The sequence below is a fragment of the Paenibacillus sp. 01L418 genome (assembly GCF_056400045.1).
The window spans coordinates 1-5,067 of record NZ_JBFTSN010000442.1 but is presented as its reverse complement, the minus strand read 5'-3'; the positions used below and the strand labels follow the sequence as shown (position 1 = coordinate 5,067).

Genomic DNA, 5,067 nt, shown 5'->3' with positions numbered 1-5,067 from the left:
GCCTTATCCATCAGCTAATCCAGCTCCTTCGTTTTTATCATAGCATGTCACATCACCATGAAATTTCTTTCATTTTAACAATTTCTTATAAGATTTTAAGCGATAAGAAACGGCTTGGCCGTCCTATGTAAGAGTAGGGTATCCGTTTCTCATACAAATAGAAGAATACTTTATCGCGTGAAACATATAAAATCTTCTATCAAAAATTCTTATATCTAAAAAAAAGAAACCTACATCCTAATTGACCGCTCATTTGCAGTCAGATAGGATGTAGGTTTTCCAAGTGAACAAATCTATTATAATGGCGGCTGCACCACTAGCAACTTCCCAAGCTGAATGACCGTTTGATCATACCAAGCTGGATGCTGCCGAACATGTTCCATACTTTTTGCATTGCCGCTTGCCTCAAACACGGCCGCTTTGTCTGTCTTCTCGTGATCGACTTCGAAACGAACCGTATGTTTCCCATTCGGTAGCTCCGGCAAGAAAACATATTGATTTCGATTATGATCGTTATAGGGTGTGAATCGATCGATAAGGAAGGGTTCCCCACCATCAACTGACACCTTCAATCGGCCAGAATCAGGCCCCCCGATATCGAATAGCCCGAGATGGGTCCCCTCGAATTGCACCGTGATAGCCTCTCCAGGATCGACAGCTCGCCATAGGCCAGGGAACAACCAATTGTACTCTCGCACTAACGCAAAATCATCGGGGGTCATGTAAGACCATCCTTCCGAAAAAAGAGTAAGATTATCCAGCGGCAGCATGGATGCATACTCCCAAGGATTAGCTGGGACCAACGGATTCCGAGGCAATTGATGTTCCAATCTTCCCTGATGATCGCGAAGCTCGCTTATTTTCTCAAATGACCGAGTAATCGTATTCGTATAAATCTGATGCCCTTCGGGAATTGTCGGATGGACCGAATCATGCGTAAAAATAACGGCTCCTGGATTGGACTGTTCTGCCCTTGAGGTGAAAATGAGCTTTCCATCGGAAACCAATTGACTGACCGCTACGCCCAGATGAATGGAAGGAATACCGTAATAATCAGCCACTTCCTCCTGCATAATAGCCCCCTTCTGGTATTCGCCGGCTTGAAATAAGGGCACATCTCGCTCCTTCAACGTATAAACGAACAAAATGTCGGTAAACGGGCTTCGCTTGCGGATCTGTCGGACAATTCCTTCGATCCTCGCCTTGGATTCAGGGACTCCGCCATCGTTACCAACAAATTCGACAAACACGAGATCAGGCTGATGACGCAGTACATCCGTCTCCAAGCGGGCGCAGCCAAGGTCTGATCCTGTCCCATCAATGCCTGCGTTCACAGAGCGGATTTCCGAATTGGGATATTTACCTCGAAGCCAATCTCCCGTCATGACCCTATATCCTTGAGAACGTGTATTGCTGCCGCCAAAATAGACAATTGTCACGGTTTCCCCATGTTCCAACTTCGAAATGACATTAGGCAGCCCTCTTCGAGGGAATAGTTCCTTCATCGCGACTTCACCTGCCCTCACTTATTAATTTCGGAGCAAAGCATTTTACAGCAAACACTTCATAGTAAGGAGAACCGTAGGTTGCGCAGAAATGAATCTGGATTCGGGTTACGCGTTTCGCATCCACCTTATGTTTATTCAGTGTCAGATAATTACCGCGGATAATGATTTTACTCTCGGTTCCGTCTTCTAAGGTCAAGGTCACATCATAATCTTGGATAAGGAGCTCGATCGGATCGTCGAAATGCTCCAAATCCAGCCGTGAATTGAACACAAGATGGATTTCCTCCACATTTTTGGGGCTTGCAAAGCAGAATTCCAACCATTCCTGTCCTTCTGTACGTTCAGATATCCAACCGTTCGGCAGACCATAAGGTCTGGAGAAGCCATTGACGACATTCTCTGGGCTATACATATTTTGGGATGGCACCAGGTCTTTGAAGCAAATGCTCTTATTAAGCTTCTTCAGCTTAGACGGAACCTCTGGCCTATAATGGAAGCTGACCGCTCCTGTCAACTTCTCTTCATTTCCATATACAGCAAGGCTCGCCGCACCTTCCAGTACGATGTAGATTTTGTCGTCAGCCGGCTTCTTGCAGCTGAGGTCCAGCGTAATCCAGTCATCGTGACCTGCTGCGATAACTAATCGGTAATCTTTCAGCTCGCTGGCAGGAATATAGTTTTCCTTCCGCTCCCCGCCAAACAGCTTCACTTGCAAAGTTTCCGAATGCTCGGACCTATTTTTAATCTTGATCCGTACGCTTTCAGCCGTGGATGTCTGAATCGGCAAGACCAAACATAACGCGTTCTCCAAGGAAATCTCTTCGGTTGAATGAAGATTATCATAGCTTCGCTGAGACGAGGCATGAATCGTTAATCCGTCAGCGAAATAAGGATCCAACTCCTCTTGAAGCCCTACAATCGTTTGCCCGTCTCGAAGCAGCTGCGCTTGAAGCTCATCCATATGGGCTGTGACTATTTCCGCGGGGTCTGCCTCGTATTTTAAGCATAACGCAGCAGCCGTTCCTACCGCCTGCCCCATACAACCGCAGGTTGCCATAACCCTTGTAGACCCGAAAGCCACGTGGGTAGCGCTTATATTGCGGCCAGCGAACATAAGATTAGGAATATTGCGTGAAAATAAGCTGCGGAAAGGGATATTATACAATCCCGGCACGAAATTCCACGCTGTAGCCGGCCCCTCATCGTAGATGCCTTTATTCGCATGCAGATCCATATACCAGCCTCCGACAGATACTGCATCCTCGAAATGAGGTTTTGCTGTAAGATCGTTCTGAGAAAGCATGTRCTCCCCTATGAACCGCCTCGACTCCCGCTTTCCCGGAATCGGGCATACATAATCCAGGATGAGATTGTCCACATCATCAAACTCGCCGCTATTTTTGATATAATCCCAAATCCCGTATACCAATTTACGCAGTTCCAATGCGATGTCTTCATTATTCTTAATAATATCCATGTGCCCGCCGTATTCGAGCCACCACAATCCGCCAAGACCGTTGATTTTCCTTGGAAAAGAGCGATGGTTTAAGCCTTTTCTAATACTATCAAAAAATGGCAACTTCGTAATATCATACGCAAAGCCAGGTCTTTTGTATGGAACGGAATAGTCTACGTTACGAGCTTGAAACAGAATCGTATCGCCCATGGTGTAATGATCCGCCACTTCAGGAGCCAAATCCTCCTTGTATTCATGCTTCGCCTCTCTTCCCCAACGGAAGTGAGCACCTGCTTGATAACCAACAATTCCATCGCCGGAGCAATCGATGTAGGTTCGGCTTTCAAAACGAAATTTTCTTTCAGAAGCGAGTTGAAGGCCTTCCACCCATTGAATTCTGCCGTTCTCCATCCCCGTTTCATGCACGCATGTATTCAGGAATAGAGAAATATTAGGCTCAGCATAAACCATGTCGAGCAAGACCGTATCCGAAAGCGAAAGCATAAGCTTCTTGTTGTATAACGGATTATAATGAAAGATCTTCAGCTTGAGTTCTTCTACCAACCCGCCCTCACGAGCATAATAGGATGGACTGTTTCCGAGATATGCAGACCCGTTGATATGAACCCTGACCTCGCTGCTCGCATTTCCTCCAAGAACCGGCCGATCATTAATTAGTGAAACCTGCAGCCCTTGGCGTGCGGCAGCAATAGCAGCACAAATTCCAGCAATACCTCCGCCTACGACGGTTACATCTGCTTTTATAAGCTCCATTTTGATAACCTCCATGATTAGATCCTTCTATCATGGTAATTGTTTTGGTCCCCTTTTTTTTACATGATTTCGCGAAAAAATCATACATTTTTTGCAACCTTATTTGGATTCGTACCGTGTCATTTTTATCCGGTATTGCTTAGGAGTCTCACCCGTATATTCTTTAAATAGTTTGCAAAAGTAACCTTCATTGACGATTCCTACTTCCTCGCACAATTCCAATAAAGAATAATCCTGAACATTTAACAGCTCGAGAGCTAATTGAATTTTTTTACGGTTGATGTAGCTAATCACGCCTTCGTTCATTGTTTTTTTGAATAAGCTGCTAAAATACGACGGAGCTAAATTCACATCCTCGGCAATAGCCTCCAGCGTTAATCGCTGTTTCAGATTTTTTTCTATAAACTGCATAGCACTCATGATTTCTGCACGATGTAATAGCTGGCCAGCATGGACATATTCGAATGTGAAGTCGCCAATATAGGCAAGCTGCTCTTGAAATGCCATAAATTCCATGGGGAATTCTGCTACTTCTGTGGCCAGCTTGTTCCCTGATTTAAACTTTATAGTAATGTCTCTATACAAGTCTCGAAGCATGGGTGCCATGATAGACTTATGGATTTTATGGTCCGAAACAAATTGGTTCAAATCAGCAAGTTCTTTCTCCAGCTCTTCCTTGGAAATCTTCCTTTTCACCCACATAAGAAAATCAGCTAATTTCTGCTGAAAGTCTGCTTTTTTGTCATTATGGTATGGGAACCGATGCATGGGTGTTTTTACTATTTTCTCTGTATGATAATAGAAATCCTCACTCACATTTTTAGCTTCCGTGTACGCTTGTTTGATCGATTCCCAGCCTCGATGCGGACCTCCAAAAGCGACGGATACCCTTTGATTCAAATATTGCTGCAAATGAGAGACGATCTGTCCTCCCAATGATTGGCAAGCATATTCCGTTTCCATATCACTGCGGTTATTTTCYCAGGAAAGAAAACCAATAAAGCGATTATCGGACAGATCCGCAGCTACGCCACTTCCACCATTCATCACCGTTTCCTCGATTACATTCGTCATCGCATATTTCAAGATGTTTTGATCAGCGGCTGAGTATTCGTTCCGGAAACTTTCATACGTATTCATTTCAACAATGAAGCAGCAATAGTTGGCTTGAAAGAAATGGAACTGCATGCGATTGGCAAAATCCGATGCCCGATGGGAAGGAATTTCGCCTCTGATCAGTTCGTTAAAAAATTGCTTTCGGACTCTATATTTATTTTCAAGCACGGATACGTTTAACGATTGAAATTCCGCTTCTTTTTTCTTCACTTC

3 protein-coding genes are annotated in these 5,067 nt (G+C 44.6%); all 3 read right to left on the bottom strand.

The features are described 5' to 3' along the window. Positions 1-296 precede the first annotated feature (296 nt). Positions 297-1,505, bottom strand: coding sequence for an SGNH/GDSL hydrolase family protein (locus tag AC1DSE_RS29855; protein WP_477511133.1), 1,209 nt, complete (start codon positions 1,503-1,505; stop codon positions 297-299). A 7-nt stretch (positions 1,506-1,512) separates the two neighbouring features. Continuing rightward, positions 1,513-3,738, bottom strand: a complete 2,226-nt coding sequence (locus AC1DSE_RS29850; RefSeq protein WP_477528665.1) for an FAD-dependent oxidoreductase — start codon at positions 3,736-3,738, stop codon at positions 1,513-1,515. Positions 3,739-3,837: 99 nt separating this feature from the next. Then, positions 3,838-5,067: AraC family transcriptional regulator (locus AC1DSE_RS29845; RefSeq protein WP_477528664.1), on the bottom strand; the 1,230-nt coding region annotated here is incomplete at its 5' end.

Excerpts from the sequence above, each read along its gene's own strand:
- AC1DSE_RS29855 (WP_477511133.1), bottom strand. The coding sequence starts at position 1,505 with ATGAAGGAACTATTCCCTCGAAGAGGGCTGCCTAATGTCATTTCGAAG.